At 74.3% G+C, this 15842-nt stretch carries 14 protein-coding genes; 6 read left to right on the top strand and 8 right to left on the bottom strand.

Going from position 1 to position 15842, the window contains the following annotated elements; translation table 11 throughout:
* Positions 1 to 17 precede the first annotated feature (17 nt).
* Positions 18 to 698, bottom strand: coding sequence for a hypothetical protein (locus tag JOD95_RS14970; RefSeq protein WP_209685831.1), 681 nt, complete (start codon positions 696 to 698; stop codon positions 18 to 20).
* 53 nt (positions 699 to 751) lie between these two features.
* On the opposite strand from JOD95_RS14970, the gene JOD95_RS14965 reads away from it, so the two are divergent.
* Positions 752 to 1816: a YeiH family protein gene (locus JOD95_RS14965; protein WP_209685830.1), complete on the top strand. Its 1065-nt coding sequence runs from the start codon at positions 752 to 754 to the stop codon at positions 1814 to 1816.
* A 564-nt stretch (positions 1817 to 2380) separates the two neighbouring features.
* Here JOD95_RS14965 and JOD95_RS14960 read toward each other — a convergent pair.
* The 5 genes from JOD95_RS14960 to JOD95_RS14940 form a co-directional block, all read right to left on the bottom strand.
* Positions 2381 to 3457, bottom strand: coding sequence for an ABC transporter permease (locus JOD95_RS14960; protein WP_209685828.1), 1077 nt, complete (start codon positions 3455 to 3457; stop codon positions 2381 to 2383).
* Positions 3454 to 4335 (bottom strand): ABC transporter ATP-binding protein, encoded by an 882-nt coding sequence (locus tag JOD95_RS14955; protein WP_209685826.1) that lies wholly within the window; start codon positions 4333 to 4335, stop codon positions 3454 to 3456. Before JOD95_RS14955 ends, JOD95_RS14960 begins: the two co-directional genes overlap by 4 nt.
* A gap of 130 nt (positions 4336 to 4465) precedes the next feature.
* Entirely contained in the window at positions 4466 to 5173 is a 708-nt protein-coding gene (locus tag JOD95_RS14950; RefSeq protein WP_209685824.1) for a response regulator transcription factor, read from the bottom strand.
* A complete protein-coding gene (locus JOD95_RS14945) occupies positions 5155 to 6423 on the bottom strand; it encodes a sensor histidine kinase (RefSeq protein WP_209685822.1) in 1269 nt (422 codons plus the stop codon). The genes JOD95_RS14950 and JOD95_RS14945 overlap by 19 nt, the downstream gene beginning before the upstream one ends.
* A 10-nt stretch (positions 6424 to 6433) precedes the next feature.
* Positions 6434 to 7663: an MFS transporter gene (locus tag JOD95_RS14940; protein WP_209685820.1), complete on the bottom strand. Its 1230-nt coding sequence runs from the start codon at positions 7661 to 7663 to the stop codon at positions 6434 to 6436.
* Between the two features lie 23 nt (positions 7664 to 7686).
* On the opposite strand from JOD95_RS14940, the gene JOD95_RS14935 reads away from it, so the two are divergent.
* Positions 7687 to 8241, top strand: a complete 555-nt coding sequence (locus tag JOD95_RS14935) for a TetR/AcrR family transcriptional regulator (RefSeq protein WP_209685818.1) — start codon at positions 7687 to 7689, stop codon at positions 8239 to 8241.
* A 105-nt stretch (positions 8242 to 8346) separates the two neighbouring features.
* On the opposite strand, the gene JOD95_RS14930 is transcribed toward JOD95_RS14935, so the two are convergent.
* Positions 8347 to 9018: a peroxiredoxin-like family protein gene (locus tag JOD95_RS14930; RefSeq protein WP_209685816.1), complete on the bottom strand. Its 672-nt coding sequence runs from the start codon at positions 9016 to 9018 to the stop codon at positions 8347 to 8349.
* Between the two features lie 199 nt (positions 9019 to 9217).
* Entirely contained in the window at positions 9218 to 9679 is a 462-nt protein-coding gene (locus tag JOD95_RS14925) for a RimK/LysX family protein (protein WP_066656091.1), read from the bottom strand.
* 68 nt (positions 9680 to 9747) lie between these two features.
* Here JOD95_RS14925 and rimK point away from each other — a divergent pair, with 68 nt between their 5' ends.
* The 4 genes from rimK to JOD95_RS14905 all read left to right on the top strand — a co-directional run bounded on the left by rimK (position 9748) and on the right by JOD95_RS14905 (position 15840).
* A complete protein-coding gene (rimK, locus tag JOD95_RS14920; RefSeq protein ID WP_058727301.1) occupies positions 9748 to 10926 on the top strand; it encodes a 30S ribosomal protein S6--L-glutamate ligase in 1179 nt (392 codons plus the stop codon).
* Positions 10927 to 10994: 68 nt separating this feature from the next.
* On the top strand, positions 10995 to 12068 hold the full coding sequence (locus tag JOD95_RS14915) for a 3-oxoacyl-ACP synthase III (RefSeq protein ID WP_209685962.1): 1074 nt from the start codon (positions 10995 to 10997) through the stop codon (positions 12066 to 12068).
* Positions 12065 to 14869 (top strand): alpha/beta fold hydrolase, encoded by a 2805-nt coding sequence (locus tag JOD95_RS14910; RefSeq protein ID WP_209685814.1) that lies wholly within the window; start codon positions 12065 to 12067, stop codon positions 14867 to 14869. The genes JOD95_RS14915 and JOD95_RS14910 overlap by 4 nt, the downstream gene beginning before the upstream one ends.
* Positions 14866 to 15840, top strand: coding sequence for an NAD(P)-dependent oxidoreductase (locus JOD95_RS14905; protein WP_066658648.1), 975 nt, complete (start codon positions 14866 to 14868; stop codon positions 15838 to 15840). The genes JOD95_RS14910 and JOD95_RS14905 overlap by 4 nt, the downstream gene beginning before the upstream one ends.
* Positions 15841 to 15842 lie beyond the last annotated feature (2 nt).

The following is a 15842-nucleotide window of genomic DNA, read 5'->3' as shown; positions in this document are numbered from 1 at the left end:
TCCCGCCGCCCTGTCACTCAGCGCGGTGCTCCGCGTCGACCGGCGGACCCGGACCCGGACCCGGGCCCTGACCCGGGGCGCAGCGCCCGCAGCACGTCCCGCAGGACGTCGAGCCGGGGCTGGGACGCGCTGAACGGTCGACCGAGTGCCGAACGCGGTTCGAGGACGAACGGTCCGCCGTCCGTCAGCGTGAGCCACAGCCCGTAGTCCCTCCGTCGTCCGCGGTGGTCCTTCGTGGCCAGGTCGATCCGTGCGACGCGCGTCCAGGGGATCGTCACCACCGGGTCGGGTGACACGGGGGACCAGCCGAGCAGCCCGCTCCGGTCGACGGTGACGAGCGCGATGCGCGGGTCGGGGAGGTCCTGTCCGGCGATGGTCCCGCGCGCGGAGACCGGGAGGTGGAACGCCGGTCGACCCTGGCCGTGGCCGTGCGCGTGCCGGAGCGCACGTCGGTCCCGTCGTCCGTCCCGCCAGGCGCTGATCGGCGCGACGACGCAGCCCACGGCGCCGAGCAGCGGCAGGAGGACGGCGATCGAGCCGCGGCCGGTGAGCGACGCCTGGTCGACGAACCGGGCCTCGACGACGAGCATGCCGACCGCGACGGCGAACAGGCCGAGCGCGCCCGCGACGAACGGCCACAGCGGCGGTACGACGCCGTCGCGCAGTCGCTGCACCCACGGCTCCGACTGATGGTCCACCACCTCAGCCTGCCCGTACCGCCTGGGCACGGAACGGTGGGATGCTGGACCGCATGCCCCTGTCCCGCCCGGCGCTCGCCGCTGCCCTGCCCGGTGTCGCGCTCGCCGTCGTGATCGGCGTCGCCGCGACCCTGGTCGGCCGCGCGGTCCCTGTCGTCGGCGGTCCGGTGCCGGCCGTCCTGCTCGGTGCGCTGGTCGGCTGGCTCGTCCGGCGTCGACGGGCCCAGGACGACGGAGCAGCCGACCTCGGTGGGCTCCAGCCCGGCGTGAAGTTCGCGTCGAGCCGCGTCCTGCAGGCAGCGGTCGTGCTCCTCGGCGCACAGCTGTCGATCGGCGAGGTCCTGCGCATCGGCGGCGAGACCCTCCCCGTGATGCTCACCACGCTCGTGGTGTGCCTCGTCGCGGCGTGGGGGATCGGTCGGCTGCTCCGGGTGTCGAGCACGCTCCGGACGCTCATCGGGGTCGGCACGGGCATCTGCGGCGCATCGGCCATCGCCGCCGTCACCCCCGTGGTCGGTGCCGCCAGCGCCGAGGTCGCCTACGCCCTGTCGACGATCTTCCTCTGCAACATCGCCGCGGTCTTCGTCTTCCCGCTCGTCGGCCACGCGCTCGGCCTGTCCCAGCACGCGTTCGGCGTCTTCGCCGGGACCGCCGTGAACGACACGTCCTCCGTCGTCGCGACCGCCACGGTCTACGGCCGTCAGGCGACGGACACCGCCGTCGTCGTCAAGCTCGTGCGGACCCTGATGATCATCCCGATCGTGATCGGGCTCGCCGGCCTGGAGGCGCGCCGCACCGCCCGCACGCAGCCCGCCGCCGTCGACGGTACGGGTCGCGCCGGGGGCGTCCGCGTGCTGCGGCTGGTCCCGTGGTTCCTGGTCGGCTTCCTCGTCGTGGTCCTGCTCCGGACCACCGGGGTCCTGCCCGCGGCTGCGGCCCCGGGGTTCTCGACGGCGGCGACGTTCCTCATCACGGTGGCGCTGGCGGCCGTCGGGGTCTCGACGGACTTCTCGGCGCTGCGCCGGGCCGGGTTCCGGCCGATGCTGCTCGGCATCGTGCTGTGGGTGCTCGTCGCGGGGACGAGCCTGGGCGTGCAGGCGGCCTTCGGTCAGCTCTGACGGGCCCGGCGGCACGGTGCCAGCCGGCACCGTGCGTCAGCCGTCGCGTCGGCGACGCCTGCGTGGCGTGACGTGCTCCCGCACAACGGAAGGCACGTCACGCCGCGCGGTTCCGTGGCGCGACGTGCTCCTGGTTGTGCGGGGCGCCCCGCGCCCGGCGCGGCCGCGTTCCGGACGGGAGGCGCGGTGCGGTCCGGTCCCGTGCCTCCCGTCCGGCGGCGTCCGCGTGGCGCGACGTGCTCCCGCACAACGGAAGGCACGTCACGCCGCGCGGTTCCGTGGCGCGACGTGCTCCTGGTTGTGCGGGGCGCCTCGCGCCCCCGCGCCCGGCGCGGCCGCGTTCCGGACGGGAGGCGCGGTCCGGTCCGGCACCGCGCCTCCCGTCCGGCGGCGTCCGCGTGGCGTGACGGGCTCCCGCACAACGGGAGGCACGTCGCGCCGTGCGGTTTCGTGGCGTGACGTGCGTCTGGTTGTGCGGGGCGCCCCGCGCCCGGCGTATCCGCGTTCCGGACGGGAGGCGCGGTGCCAGCCGGCGCCGCGCCTCCCGTCCGTCGTGCGGCGGCGTCAGCCGCGGATCGCCTCCGTCAGCTTCACCCGTCCGCCGGTCCGGAGCAGCGCGTTCTCGTAGATGCGCGCGCCCACGGCGACGACCACGACGACCGACGCGGCGACGAGCAGCAGCGACAGGATCGGCTCCCACCACTCGGCGGTCCCGAGGAAGATCCGCATCGGCATCCCGATCGGCGCGCTGAACGGGACGTACGACATGATCCCGACGATCGTCTCGTTGTCCGCCGCCGAGACGATGAGGATGTACGGGATCATCACGAGGAGCATCACGGGCATCGTGACGCTGCCGACGTCCTCCTGGCGGGACACGAGCACGGCGGACGCGGCGAACAGCGCGGCGATGAGCACGAAGCCGACGGCGAAGAAGCCGACGAACCAGAGCACGCTGGGGCCGAGCAACGTGAACAGGTTGTCCTGCCCGGTGACCGCGAGGGCCACGGCGCCGGCGATCGCGATGGCGATGATCTGCGCGAACGCCATGATGCTGCTGCCGAGCACCTTCCCGGCGAGCAGGGCACGGGCCGGGATGGCGGCCATCAGGATCTCGACCACCCGCGTCGACTTCTCCTCGACGACGCTCTGCGCGATCGACGACCCGAAGGTCACGGCGGAGGTGAAGAAGACGACGCCGAACAGGATGCCGATGGCGGACACCAGGCCCGCCGAGAGCGTGCCGGGCTGCAGGAGCTCCACCGCAGGGGTGACGCTGAGGGCACCGACGACGTCGGTCGGGGTGTCCTCGAGCCCGACGACGCTGTACCCGAGGGTGTCGTCGGACGGCACGACGGCGGCGTCCACGTCACCGCTCCGCACGAGGCGCTCGGCCTGGGCGACGGTGGTGGTCGGGGTGACGTCGAGGCCGTCGGTGGACTGGAGCGAGACGCCGTCGACCACCGCGACGGGCGTGGTGTCGTCTGCGGTCGCCTTGCCGATGATGCCCGCGATGACGACGGACACGACGACGGCGAGCACCAGGATCGCGGCGGAGACCACGAAGGCCTTGCTGCGGACGCGGGCCTGGATCTCGCGGACGGTCACGAGCCGGACGGCGTCGACGAAGTGGCTGGTCATCGGACGACCTCCCGGAAGACCTCGCTGAGACGGGGCACGCGCGGGGCGAACGAGCCCACCGTGCCGTGCTGGACGGCGCGCTGCAGGATGCGCTGCGCCGTGGGCTCGTCGGCCTCGAACACCGCGTACCCGCCGTCGAACTCGCGCACGGTCACGCCGGGTTCGTCGCGGATCCACGCGACGTCGCCGTCGACGAGCAGTTCCCACGCGGCGGGGCCGGCGCTGCGGCGCAGGTCCTCCTGGGAGCCGGCGGCACGGATCGTCCCGTCGGCGATCACCACGACGTCGTCGCACAGCCGCTCGACCACGTCGAGCTGGTGGCTCGAGAAGAGCACCGGGACACCCCTCGCCGCCTGCTCGCGGAGCACGCCGAGCACGGTGTCGACGGCCATCGGGTCGAGGCCCGAGAACGGCTCGTCGAGCACCAGGACCTCGGGGTCGTGGACGAGTGCCGCGGCGACCTGCACGCGCTGCTGGTTGCCGAGCGAGAGCTTCTCGACGGCGTCGCTCGCGTGCTGCGTGAGGTCGAGTCGTTCGAGCAGCGCGGTGGTCCGCTGCCCCGCGGTCCGCTTGTCGACACCGTGCAGGCGTGCGAGGTAGGTGATCTGCTCGGCGACCGGCATCTTCGGGTAGAGCCCGCGTTCCTCGGGCATGTAGCCGAAGCGGCGGCGGTCGGTCGGGCCGACCTCGGTGCCGTCGATCGACACGCGCCCGGAGTCGGCCTGCAGCACGCCGAGCAGGATCCGCATGGTGGTCGTCTTGCCGGCGCCGTTGCCGCCGACGAACCCGGTCAGCCGGCCGCTGCCGACCGAGAACCCCACGTCGTCGAGCACCCGGCGGTCGCCGAAGTGCTTCGTCACGCCTTCGATGGTGAGCATCGCCCGTTCCCCTTCCGCCGGCGGTCCTCGCCGACGTCTCGACGCTACGGTCCGGGAGGCGCTGCCCACCTCCGGCGGGAGGCGGGACTTCCCGACGCCCCGGCTCCACCGCGCGGGGGAGCGGGGTCCGTCAGGCCGCGGAGGAGACGCCGTGCTCGAAGGCCCACACGACCGCCTGGATGCGGTCGCGCACGCCGGTCTTCTGCAGGACGTTCGACACGTGCGTCTTCACGGTCGCCTCGCCGACGAAGAGCGCGCGGGCGATCTCGGCGTTGCTGCAGCCGCGCGCGAGCAGTCGCAGGACCTCGGCCTCGCGTTCGGTGAGCCCCGCTGCGGCGATCGCGGCCGCACCGTCGTCGACCGGGGACGCCGTGTGGCCGGCGTGCGCGGGGCAGGTGGGGCCGTGCCCGGCGGTCGCGCGGCTGATCACCCGGCGCGTGACGTCGGGGGCGAGCAGGGCGTCCCCGGCGGCGACCGTGCGGACGGCGTCGATCAGCCGTTCGGGGGAGGCGTTCTTCAGCAGGAACCCGCTCGCCCCCGCCTCGAGCGCCTGGAACAGGGCGTCGTCGTCGTCGAACGTGGTGAGCACGAGCACCGCCGGCGGGTCCGGGAGCGCGCCGATGCGTCGTGCCGCCTCGAGCCCGTCGATGCCGGGCATCTGGACGTCGAGGCACACGACGTCGGGTCGCAGCGCGACGACCGCGTCGACCGCGGCGCCGCCGTCCGGGGCCTCGCCGACCACGCGGAAGCCCGGCTCGGACTCCAGGATGACGCGGAAGCCGGCACGCACCAGGTCCTGGTCGTCCGCGAGCACGATCGTCAGGTCGTCGGCAGCCATGCCCGTACCAGGTACCCTCCCCGGGCGCGGGGCCCGATCTCGATGCGACCGCCCACGGCGGCGACGCGCTCCCGCATGCCGACGTGGCCCAGCCCGCTGCCGCCCGGGTCGCGGACCGCGCCGGCGCCGTGTCCGTCGTCGGCGACCTCGACCTCGATGCCGTCGTCGAGGTACCGCAGGCGCAGGTCCGCGCGGGCGGTGGGGCCGGCGTGCTTGACGACGTTCGTCACGGCCTCCTGCGCGATGCGGAACGCCACGGCCCCGACGGTCGGCGGTACCGAGCGCTCGTCACCGACCACGACGAGCCCGGCGTCCCGGCCCGAGGAGCGGACGGCGTCGACCAGCTCCGGCATCCGACCGAGCCCGGCCGTGCTCGGCGCGGTGTCGGTCGCGCTCGCGCCGGGGTCGTCCTCGCGCAGGGTCCCCAGCATCCGGCGGAGTTCCTCGACCGCGGTGCGTGCGCTGTCCTCGACCACCGTGAGCGAGGCGGTCGCCTGCTCCGGGTCGCGGCCGACCACGCGTCGGGCGGCTCCGGCCTGGACACCCATCAGCGACACGTGGTGGGCCACGACGTCGTGCAGCTCGCGGGCGATCCGCACGCGCTCGAGGGTGATCGCCTGGGCAGCCGTGCGCTCCCGTTCGGCGGCGAGCTCCGCGGTGCGTTCGGCGAGGTCGTGCTTGGCCACCGCGGCTGCCCACGCGCGGTTGCCGGCGTACCAGGCGCCGCCGAAGTACAGCACGTTGATGAGGATGTTCACGAGCGAGTACGCGATGTACGGCGGGATCAGGGCGTCGTCGTCGTTCGGCAGCGCGTTCGGCACCGCCCACCCGAACGAGAGCGCGAGGAACACCCACGCGAACATCCCGCCGATGATCACCCAGCGGACCACCTCGGCGCGGATCCGGTCCGAGCACCACGCCCCGACCGTGTACAGCGCGATGAAGAGGGTGAAGTTGACGAGGATGATCTCGGGGACGTGGAGCAGCTGTGTCGCGGCGAACGCCAGCGCGGACACGACGGCGACGGTCATCGGCCAGCGGCGGCGGAACGCGATCGGCGCGGCGTTCGCGACCACCATGAGCGCCGACACCCACCACGGCGCCTGGTCGTCCTCGTAGACGCCCGCGGCGCCGTACAGCGTGGTCGTGACGGCCAACCCGACGCCGAGCACGAGCGCGAGCAGTGCGTCCTGCCGGTGCTCCCGCGGTCCGACGGGCAACCGGGCCCACCCCTCCCTCGTCCACCCCATGCGGGCAACGCTACCGGGTGGGCGCCGCCGGCCGCAGGTCCCGCCGGGCGACGACGAGCGGTGTGGTGGCAGCGACCGCCACGACGGCGGCTGCCGCGGTGAAGGTCGTCGCCGTGCCCGCGGGCCCGACCAGCACGCCGGCCGCCGCTGCCCCGAGTGCCTGGCCGGCGACGAGCACCACGAAGAGCAGCGCGGTGCCCGCGGCCGCGTGACCCTGGTCGATCTCGGTCGTCCAGGCGATGAGCGCGCCCGTCGCCGCGGTGTAGCCCCACCCGAACAGCGCGCACGCCACCAGTGCGGCCCCGACGACGTGGGGCAGCAGGCCGAGCGTGAGCACCGCGACGGCGGCGAGCGTCGTCGTCAACAGCCACAGGCGGGCAGCGGGCAGCCTGCTCGTCCACCGCGCCGTCACCGCGACCGAGGCCCCGCCGACGCCGAGCGCGATCCAGGCGACGACCGTCAGTCCGCTCGGCACGCCGGCTCCGACGAGCGCCGAGCGGCCGTAGGTCCAGACCACCGCCGAGCCCGCACCGAAGAGGAGCGCGACCACGACCGGCACGACCTGTGCGCCGAACCACGACCGGCCCGGGAGCGCCGCGCGGAGCGCGGGGCGCCGAACCGCGGGGCGCTGGAGCGCGGAGCGCTGGGCCGCTGCCGGGGTGGAGCGCGCGTCCGGTGCTCTTCTTCCGGCCGCGAGGAACACCACCGCACCGACCAGCAGCGTGACCACGCCGGCGGCGGCCCAGGCGGTGCGCCAGTCCGGCAGCAGCACGAGCGCGAGGACCCCGGCCGCGACGAGCCCCGGGCCCGTCCCGGAGTTCACCACCGCCTGGGCCCGGTCGCGAGCGGCGCCGTCGAGCCGGCCGGCGACCAGCTGCACCATCGCCGGCGACGCCAGCCCGGCCCCGGTCGACGCCACCACGGCGGCCACCCCGAAGACGAGGGTCGTCGCGCTCGCCGCCGTCGTGATCGCGCCGAGGCCCGCGGTGAGCGCCGCGACCACGACGAGCCACCGGGCGGCGCGGTCGGCGAGCAGGAACCCCACGACGGCACCGGTGCAGTACAGGACCGAGGCGCCCGAGGACACCGCACCGCCGACGTCCGCGCCGAAGCCGAGGTCACGCTGGACGTCCGGCAGGAAGAGCCCGAACGCCAGGCGCACCAGGCCGTAGGTCGCAGCGACGAGCCCCAGCCCGCTCGCGAGCAGGACGGAGGTCGGTAACGAAAACGATCGTTTCACTTCTGCGACCCTAGGCTGGCTGCATGGCGATGCGTCCAGGGACCGAGCAACGGGTGCTCGACGCCGCCGAGGAACTGTTCTTCACCCGCGGGATCGCGGCGACCCCCGTCGACGCGGTGCTCGAACGCGCGGGGGTGTCGTCGGCGACGCTCTACCGCGGGTACCCGAGCAAGGAGGCCCTGGTCGCCGCGGCGCTCGACCGACGACACGACGACTGGGTCGCGACGTGGGACCGTGCCCTCGAGCGGGCGACCGACGACCGCGGCCGCCTGCTCGCCGTGTTCGACGCGCTCGACGAGTACCGGTCCACCCCGACGGGCTCCCGCTGGTGCGCCTTCCTCGGCACCGCTGCCGAGTACGTCGATGCCCCGGAGGACCTGCGCGCCGTCCTCGACCGCGAGACCGACACCCTGCGACGGCGGCTGACGGAGACGGCTCGTCCGCTCGTCCGCGACCGTGCCCCGGCGCTCGCCGAGCAGCTGCTGCTCGTCGTCTCGGGTGCGCTGGCGATGCGCCTGCGCGACCCCGCTGCGGACTCCGCCACCGCACGCGCGGTCGCGTCCGCACTCCTGCCCTGACGGCCGCGCCGCGGTGCGGTCGGGAGGCGCGGTCCGGGTGACGGACGTCCGCCACCCGGCCCGCGCCTCCCGTCCGCCCCGGTCGGCTCCGCGCCGAGCGGCCGGTCAGGGCGCGGGGACCACCAGGGCGTCGACCGCGGTCAGCACGTCCGCGACCTCGGTGCGCGTCGTGTAGTCGACGTGCACGTCAGCGGAGCGGACCACGCCGTCCGCGTCGATCACGAAGACCGACGGGAACGGGATCGCCGCGGTGTCGTCGGCGTTGCTGTCGGCGACGTCGAACCCGAGCTGCGTGTGCGCCGCCCGCGCGGCGTCGCTCGGCTCCGTGACGATGCCGAAGCGTCCGGCGAGCACGTTCTCCGGGTCGGTCAGCACCGGGAACTCCAGCTCCCCGTTCGCGATCGACTGCTCGGCGGCCTCCGGCGTCTGCGGCGAGACCGCGACGAGCTGGACGTCCCGCTCCCGCAGCGCCGGCAGGAGCTCCTGCTGGTAGGTGCGCAGCGTGATGTTGCAGTAGGGGCACCAGGCGCCGCGGTAGAAGACGACGACGGTCGGCGTGGAGCCGCGGACGGCGGCGAACGACGTCTCGTCGCCGGTCGGGGTGACGAGTCGCGCGTCCGGGGCGGTCTCGCCGACACCGACGACCCCGTCGGGCACCCCCGAGGCGCGCAGGTCGGCCTGCTCGCCGTCGAAGACCGCGGACAGCTCCGGGCCGATCTGGGTGGTGAAGCCCTGGTTGAAGTCGTCCACCTGGCGGGCGATGGTCTGGTCGGTCACGTCGGTCTCCTCGGGTCCGGGACGCCGGCGACTGGGCCGGTGCGTGGAGCGTAGGCACGTCACCTCGGCGGGGGAACGGGCGTCGTCACGGAGCGTCATCCGGGCTGCGGAGCGCGACCCGAGCGGCGGACGGGAGGCGCGGATCCGACCCGCCCCGCGCCTCCCGTCCGCCGTGGTGCGGAACGCGCGGCCCCACGCCTCAGGCGCGACCGCGGTTGCGCCGCCGGATCTCCTTCGGGGCCCGGCCGGCCATGAACGACCGCGCGGGGTCGACCAGGAAGCCCTGGCGCAGCGCCTCGCGGCCGACGAGCATGCGGAAGCCCATCTGGTCGCGATTGCTCAGCGTGACCTCGGCGTCGATCGTGCGACCCGCGAGCGTGATCGGCGTCAGCACGACGATGCGCTCCTGCGTGTGCCCCGTCGAGCTCCGGACGATCCGTCGGTCGTGCACGTCGCACTCGTGCGTGACGGCGTCGGCGTCGGTGTCCTGCCACGGGTGCACCGAGAAGCGGACGCGGTCGCCGGGGAGCTCCTCGAGGTCGAACGCGTGCAGTGCCGAGCTCCGCGCCCCGGTGTCGAGCTTCACCTTGATCCAGGGCAGGTCCAGCCCGGGCAGAGCAGCCCACTCACGCCATCCTGCGATCGTCGGGTTCCGGGCCATGTGCCCATCCTGTCGCATGCTTTGATTGAGCGTCGCCGTCGACGTCTCGACCCCGTGGAGCAACCCCGATGAAACTCGCCATCCTGTCGCGCGCCCCGCACGCGTACTCGACGCAGCGTCTGCGTGCCGCCGCGGTCGATCGCGGCCACGAGGTCAAGGTGCTCAACACCCTGCGGTTCGCCATCGACCTGTCCGGGGACGAGCCCGACCTGCTCTACCGGGGCAAGCTGCTCAGCGACTACGACGCCGTGCTCCCGCGGATCGGCAACTCGATCACCTACTACGGCACCGCGGTGGTGCGGCAGTTCGAGCAGATGGACGTCTACACGCCGAACACGGCGACGGGCATCACGAACTCGCGCGACAAGCTCCGGGCGAACCAGATCCTGTCCCGCCACCACATCGGCATGCCCGCGACCACGTTCGTGAACAGCCGTGCCGACGTCCGCGGGGCGATCGACAGCGTCGGTGGGGCGCCGGTCGTCATCAAGCTGCTCGAGGGCACGCAGGGCATCGGCGTGATCCTTGCTCCCGAGGCGAAGGTCGCCGAGTCGATCGTCGAGACGCTGCACTCCACGAAGCAGAACGTGCTCATCCAGGCGTTCATCTCCGAGAGCCGGGGCCGGGACATCCGTGCGCTGGTCGTGGGGGACCGGGTCGTCGCTGCGATGCGTCGCAGTGCCTCCGGCGACGAGTTCCGCTCGAACGTGCACCGCGGCGGCACCGTCGAGAAGGTCACCCTGAGCCCCGAGTACGAGGAGGCGGCGGTGCGCTCGGCGCAGATCATGGGGCTCCGCGTCGCGGGTGTCGACATGCTCGAGGGCAACGACGGACCGCTCGTCATGGAGGTCAACTCCTCCCCGGGGCTCGAGGGCATCGAGCGTGCGACGGGCCTCGACGTCGCCGGCGCGATCATCGACTTCATCGGCAACCAGGTCGCGTTCCCGGAGATCGACGTCCGTCAGCGCCTCAGCGTCTCGACCGGCTACGGCGTGGCCGAGCTCCTCGTGCACACGAACGCGGACCTGGTCGGCAAGACCATCAAGGAGTCCGGGCTCTGGGACCGGGACATCACGGTCCTGACCCTGCACCGCGGCGCCTCGGTGATCCCGAACCCCCGCAGCGGCGTCGAGCTGCAGGCCAGCGACCGCCTGCTCTGCTTCGGCAAGCTCGAGGAGATGCGGTCGATGATCCCGGACCGTCGGCGTCGCCGGTCGAAGGTCCGCAAGCTGCCGAAGGACGCCTGACCGGTGCCGCCCAGCGCACCCGGATCGCACATCCAGGTCGGATGCGGAAGTATGTGTCGGTGACGATCATGACGGAACGACCGGTCGACCAGTCGACGAGCAGCGAACCGGAGCGCCCCGGCAACGCCACGGCGAAGCACCAGAACGTGTCGCTGCTGTCGGTGGCGACGACCGTCGCGGACCGTGTGACGACCTCCGCGGACATCGAGGCGAAGCTCCGCGGGGCGCTGCGTCGGCTCCGTCTCCCGACCGGTCTGCTCGAGCGTGTCGCCGGTGTCACCGAGCGCCGCAACTGGGGTGAGGGGCAGACCTTCCAGGACGCCGCGATCGACGCCGGCCGTCGCGCGATGGTCGAGGCCGGCATCCGCCCGGAGGACGTCGGGCTGCTGATCAACACCTCGGTGACCCGTCCGCACCTCGAGCCGAGCGTCGCCGTGCGCCTGCACCACGGGCTCGGGCTGCCGACGTCGGCCATCAACTTCGACATCGCGAACGCGTGCCTCGGCTTCGTCAACGCGATGAGCGTCGCCGCGGGCATGATCGACTCCGGGCAGATCAAGTACGCGCTCATCGTGGACGGCGAGGACGCCGACCAGGTGCAGCTCAACACGATCGACCGCCTGAACCAGGGTGGTCGGAACCGCAAGGACTTCATGAGCGAGTTCGCGAGCCTGACCCTCGGGTCCGGCGCCGCGGCCGCCGTGCTCGGCCCGTCCGACGTCCACCCCGAGGGGCACCGCATCATCGGCGGCGTCACCCGCGCGGCGACGCAGTGGTACGACCTGTGCGTCGGCAGCGTGGACGGCATGTTCACCGACGCGAAGATGCTGCTGAAGGGCGGCATGGAGCTCGTCGTCGCCGCCTGGACCGAGGCGCGTTCGCACTTCGACTGGCAGGACATGGACCGCTACGTGCTCCACCAGGTCTCCGACGTGCACACGAACGCCTTCGTCGAGGCGATCGGCATCCCGCGCACGAAGGTCCCGACCACCTACCAGCGCTACGGCAACGTCGGCCCGGCGTCGATCCCGATCACCCTGGCCGACGAGGTCGACCGCGGCGGCATCACCCGCGGCGACCGCGTCTTCCTGGGCGGCGTCGGCTCCGGCATCAACACGGCGATGATGGAACTGCGCTGGTGAGGTCCGGCCTCCCGCGCGTCGCCGCCAGCACGGCCCCGGCGACGCTCCCGCCGCCCCTGCCCGGACTCGACCCGGCCTGGTCTCGTCTGGTCACCGTCCCCGAGTCGCCGGACGGCCGGCCGGGAGGCACGCACCACCCCGCGCGCACCTGGCACCTCCTCGACACGGCCGGTCAGCTCGAGGCGCTCGGCGTCACCCCGGTCGGCACCCTGCTCTGCGTGCACGGCAACCCCACCTGGTCCTACCTCTGGCGGTCCGTCGCGGCCCGCACGCTCAGCGTCGCCCGGGCCGGTGGCCCGGCCTGGCGCGTGATCGCCGTCGACCAGCTCGACATGGGCTTCTCGGAGCGCATCGCCGACCAGCACCGTCTGGCCGACCGCGTGCGCGACCTCGGTGCCCTGACCGACGAGCTCGGACTCGCCGGACCCGTCGTCACGCTCGGGCACGACTGGGGCGGCGTCGTCTCGCTCGGCTGGGCGGTCGACCACCCCGACCTCGTCGTGGGCGTTGCGACGTGCAACACCGCCGTGCACCAGCCCGACGACGCCCCGATCCCCGCACCGCTGCGGCTGGCCCTGCGTCCCGGCGTGCTCGGTCGCGGCACCGTCCTGACGCCCGCGTTCCTCGAGACGACGCTCGCCATCGCGCACCCGACGCTCGACCGGCCGACCGCCGACGCCTACCGGGCGCCGTACCGCGGAGCAACCCGCCGCGGGGGCATCGGCGGGTTCGTGGCGGACATCCCCGTCGACGCCGTGCACCCCAGCGCGACCGAGCTCGACCGGATCGCGGCCGGTGTCGCGGCGCTCGAGGTCCCGGCGCTCGTCATGTGGGGACCGCGTGACCCGGTGTTCCTCGAGCGGTACCTCGACGACCTGGTCGACCGGTTGCCGCACGCCGACGTGCACCGCTTCGAGGGTGCCGGGCACCTGCTGCCGGACGACGCCGACGTCGCGGGCACGGTGCTCGACTGGCTCGGCGACCGCCTGCCGGACGGGCACGCGCCCGGCGGCGGCGAGCCGAGCCTCCAGGCCGACGCCCGGACGGCCGACGCCCGGACGGCCGACGCCCGGACGGCCGACGCCCGGACGGCCGACGCCCGGACGGCCGACGCGAGCGACGCGACCGATGCGACCACCGAGGGCCCCGCGACCGACCGACCGCTCTGGGCAGCCCTCGACGACCTCGCGGACGACGCGAGCCCGGCGCTCGTCGAGATGGCCGCTCCCGGCGGCCCGCGGACGGTCTCGTGGCGGCTGCTCGCCCGCCGTGTCCGCGAGGTCGCCGTCGGTCTCGCCGACCTCGGCGTGCGTCCCGGCGACCGCGTCTCGTTGCTCGTCACGCCCGGGGCCGACCTGACGGCCGTCCTGTACGCCTGCGTCCGGATCGGTGCCGTGGTCGTCGTCGCGGACGCCGGCCTCGGTCTGCGCGGGCTCACCCGTGCCGTCCGCGGCGCCCGGCCGGACTGGGTGATCGGGGCGCTGCCCGGTCTCGGAGCCGCGCGCGCACTCGGGTGGCCGGGTCGACGCATCGCGACGGTCGCGCTCCCGGCCCCCGCGCGAGCGGTCCTCGGCGTGGAGCACACCCTGACCGAGGTCGCCCGACGTGGCGCCCGACGACTCGCAGCCGGAGCAGACCTGCCCGCTGCACCGTCGCCGGACGCACCCGCGGCCGTCCTGTTCACCTCGGGCTCGACCGGTCCGGCCAAGGGCGTCGTCTACACGCACGGGCAGCTCACCGCGGTGCGGGACGTCCTCGCGGCGCAGTACGGCGTCGGCGTCGGCACGGGGCTGGTCGCGGGCTTCGCGCCGTTCGCCCTGCTCGGTCCCGCCCTCGGCGCCCGGTCGGTCGCCCCGGACATGGACGTCACCCGGCCCCGCACGCTGACCGCGACGGCGGTGGCCGACGCGGTGGCCGCCGTGGACGCGACCGTGGTGTTCCTCTCACCCGCAGCGCTGGCGAACGTCGTCGCGACGGCACCGGCGCTGGCGGCCGGCCACCGCGACGCCCTCGGTCGGGTGCGCCTGGTCCTGTCCGCGGGGGCACCGGTGCCCGCGGCGCTCCTCCGGGCGGCCACCGACCTCATGCCGAACGCAGCGGCGCACACGCCCTACGGCATGACCGAGGGCCTGCTCATGACGGACGTCGACCTGGACGGCATCCGGTCGGCGGGTTCCGCTCCCGACGACGGCATCTGCGTCGGTCGACCGGCGGTCGGTGTGCGCGTGCGGATCGCGCCGCTCGACGCCGACGGCGCACCGACCGGAGACCTCACGGAGCAGGCCGGCGTCACGGGCGAGGTGGTCGTCGCGGCCCCGCACGTCCGCGACCACTACGACCGACTCTGGCGCACGGACCGCGTCTCGCGGCTCGGGGTCGACGACCCGCGCGGGCACCGCACCGGCGACGTGGGGCACCTCGACGCCGACGGGCGCCTGTGGATCGAGGGCCGGCTCCAGCACGTCGTGACGACCCCGCACGGGGTCGTGACACCCGTCGGACCCGAGCAGCGCGTCGAGCGCGTCGACGGCGTCGGCCGTGCCGGCATCGCGGGCACCGGACCGTCCGGCACCCAGCAGGTCGTCGCCGTGGTCGAGACCGTCCCCGCAGCCCGGCGTCCCGGCCTCGCGTCGGCCGAGCTCGCCGCCGCCGTCCGCACCGCCGCCGGGGTCCCGCTCGCCGCGGTGCTCGTCGTCCCGGTGCTGCCGACGGACGTCCGGCACAACTCGAAGGTCGACCGCGCCCGGCTGTCGCGATGGGCGACGACGGTGCTCGGCGGCGGCCGGATGACCCGCCCGTGAGGGTCCTGGTCACCGGTGCCAGCGGCTTCCTCGGCCGGGCGACCGCCGCTGCCGTCCGGGACGCCGGGCACGACGTCCGCACGTTCCAGCGTCGGCCGTCCCGGGTCGACGGTGTGGAGGACTCGCTCGGCACGATGACGGACACCGCTGCGGTCGCGCGCGCGGTCGAGGGCGTCGACGCCGTGGTGCACCTGGCGGCGAAGGTCTCGCTCGCCGGGGACCCGGCCGACTTCGCGCGGGTCAACATCGCCGGGACGAGCGCGCTGCTCGACGCCGCGCGGGCCGCCGGGGTGGGGCGCTTCGTCTTCGTGTCGTCGCCGTCCGTGGCGCACACCGGGTCGTCGCTGGCCGGCGCCGCTGCCGACCCTGCCGAGCCGATGGCCGCCCGCGGGCACTACGCGCGGACGAAGGGCGCCGCGGAGCTCCTCGCGCTGGCGGCTGACGAGCCGGGCTTCGCGGTCGTGGCCGTCCGCCCGCACCTGGTGTGGGGACCGGGCGACACGCAGCTGGTCGGACGCATCGTGGACCGGGCACGTGCCGGCCGGCTGCCGCTCCTCGACTCGGGCGCCGCGCTCATCGACACGCTCTACGTCGACAACGCGGCCTCGGCGATGGTCGCTGCGCTCGAGCACGCGGCGGACGACGCCGTGCACGGCAACGCCTACGTCGTGACGAACGGAGAGCCGCGGCCGGTGGGGGAGCTCCTGGCGGGCATCTGCACCGCATCCGGCGTCCCTGCACCGCGGCTGCACGTGCCCGCCGCCGTCGCCCGTGCAGCCGGGTCCGTGGTCGAGGCGGTGTGGCGGGTGCGTCCGGGGGCGGACGAGCCGCCGATGACGCGGTTCCTCGCCGAGCAGCTGTCCACCGCCCACTGGTTCGACCAGCGACGGACGCGCCACGACCTCGGCTGGTCCCCGACGATCACGATCGACGAGGGCCTGGCCCGCTTGGCGGCCGCCGCCGGACACTGACC

It is taken from the genome of Curtobacterium sp. 1310 (assembly GCF_017834105.1).
Lineage (GTDB): Bacteria > Actinomycetota > Actinomycetes > Actinomycetales > Microbacteriaceae > Curtobacterium.
This window is presented reverse-complemented; position numbering and strand designations above follow the sequence as displayed.

Excerpts from the sequence above, each read along its gene's own strand:
- JOD95_RS14950 (WP_209685824.1), bottom strand. The coding sequence starts at position 5,173 with ATGGCTGCCGACGACCTGACGATCGTGCTCGCGGACGACCAGGACCTG.
- rimK (WP_058727301.1), top strand. The coding sequence starts at position 9,748 with ATGAAACTCGCCATCCTGTCGCGCGCCCCGCACGCGTACTCGACGCAG.
- JOD95_RS14965 (WP_209685830.1), top strand. The coding sequence starts at position 752 with ATGCCCCTGTCCCGCCCGGCGCTCGCCGCTGCCCTGCCCGGTGTCGCG.
- JOD95_RS14955 (WP_209685826.1), bottom strand. The coding sequence starts at position 4,335 with ATGCTCACCATCGAAGGCGTGACGAAGCACTTCGGCGACCGCCGGGTG.
- JOD95_RS14945 (WP_209685822.1), bottom strand. The coding sequence starts at position 6,423 with ATGGGGTGGACGAGGGAGGGGTGGGCCCGGTTGCCCGTCGGACCGCGG.
- JOD95_RS14935 (WP_209685818.1), top strand. The coding sequence starts at position 7,687 with ATGGCGATGCGTCCAGGGACCGAGCAACGGGTGCTCGACGCCGCCGAG.
- JOD95_RS14925 (WP_066656091.1), bottom strand. The coding sequence starts at position 9,679 with ATGGCCCGGAACCCGACGATCGCAGGATGGCGTGAGTGGGCTGCTCTG.
- JOD95_RS14960 (WP_209685828.1), bottom strand. The coding sequence starts at position 3,457 with ATGACCAGCCACTTCGTCGACGCCGTCCGGCTCGTGACCGTCCGCGAG.
- JOD95_RS14915 (WP_209685962.1), top strand. The coding sequence starts at position 10,995 with ATGACGGAACGACCGGTCGACCAGTCGACGAGCAGCGAACCGGAGCGC.